The 1,397-nt window shown below is 40.9% G+C and carries 2 protein-coding genes; both read left to right on the plus strand.

From position 1 onward, the window contains the following. The first annotated feature begins 415 nt into the window (after nucleotides 1–415). Nucleotides 416–781, plus strand: coding sequence for a hypothetical protein (locus VZ94_RS21275; protein ID WP_131655679.1), 366 nt, complete (start codon nucleotides 416–418; stop codon nucleotides 779–781). Nucleotides 782–939: 158 nt separating this feature from the next. Then, on the plus strand, nucleotides 940–1,335 hold the full coding sequence (locus tag VZ94_RS21280; RefSeq protein WP_131655680.1) for a DUF7079 family protein: 396 nt from the start codon (nucleotides 940–942) through the stop codon (nucleotides 1,333–1,335). Nucleotides 1,336–1,397: the final 62 nt, after the last annotated feature.

Genomic DNA, 1,397 nt, shown 5'->3' on the forward strand with positions numbered 1-1,397 from the left:
TTGGCAAAATGTAAGAAGTAGGTTTGTGAGTTGCTGATAGAAATTTAGCAGCAAGTATTCTGTTTTTATCAACTTCCATAACAAGCAATAAATTTATTAAATATCATATAGATATAACAAGTTAGGTGCTAAAATCAACAGTATTGCCATCGGTGTACCCCAAAATGGCGGATTGCCTATCGGCGAATCCATCCTACAACCCTCAACCTAAAAGCAATAATTTCGTGCTGATACAAGACAACTTTGAATGGACTTTTACTATAGGTGACCCTAGTTTCATGGGATGGTTAATAGTAGCCGCCTATTTTTTTTGCCACATCTATATCCTTTATGGTTTTTAATCATGCCAAAGAGTTATTCCCTTATCGAACCCTTCAAAAGCAAAAAATTTTTTTGGCTGACTATCACGATAATTATGTTAGCTTTGGGCATCAACAAGCAGATGGATTTGCAATCACTTCTCACTGCTGTCGCACGGTATTTCGCTAAAGAGCAAGGATGGTATGAACAGCGTAGGCAATTTCAGTTGTTATTTATAAAATCCGTTTTAGCTTCTGCAACACTAACAATCGTTTTTTTAATTTGGTATATGCGCGACGCTCTAAAAAATAATGCCTTAGCTATTTGCGGGATATGTTTTCTTGCAGCATTTATCGCTATTAGAGCCTCTTCTTTTCACCATGTGGATATTTTCATAAATACCACGGTTCTTAATGTTCGCTTCAATTGGATAATGGAGCTATCAGGAATTTTTTTTGGTTATTTTATCTGCGAAATCTAATTTAAGAACCATTAACCCGTAAGCTCTTTGAATGTAAGATGGTTTCGCGGCAACAAACCGCCATCGATGTACTCCAAAGGCGGATTACCTGTTCGGCGAACCCATCCTACATCTATGAAAAATAAAATTTTTTATATCAAAAACTTAACATGAATATCTTGAGAGGCCATACAACCTCAACCATACCGCTAGCTCATGCCGACCTTGCTGCTCGGGAGCCGGTATGGGAAGCGTTATCGGAGCTATTCCTCGACACCGACACCGCTCTGTCCAGGTGCTGTAGAGCCGAACAACTTGCCATGTCACCGTATTCCATAGCGCAATTAGAAATCATCCTGGTCGAGGAAGTTTATCCGGTCTGTAAGCACAACCTTTGTTCCGTCGCTGGCGAATGGGCTGGCTTCAATCAAGAATGGCTGAAAACCAAGATTCTTGGCCGCCTTAGCTCAGCGCCCCGCACTTTTCATGTGCTCAACCTAGATTATCTAATCGTCAAAGCATGGGCTGAGTGGCGCGCCACAAAGAAAGACGTCCTGGCTTTGCGCAACGTGTAAAATGGCTACCCACTTAAGGTGGGACGCTTTTAATTTTTAGCCAGTTAGAGCTAAACCGTCAT

This window comes from Methylocucumis oryzae, from assembly GCF_000963695.1.
Lineage (GTDB): Bacteria > Pseudomonadota > Gammaproteobacteria > Methylococcales > Methylomonadaceae > Methylovulum > Methylovulum oryzae.

Bases quoted from the DNA above. Each gene is read 5' to 3' on its own strand.
- VZ94_RS21275 (WP_131655679.1), top strand. From the start codon at position 416: ATGTTAGCTTTGGGCATCAACAAGCAGATGGATTTGCAATCACTTCTC.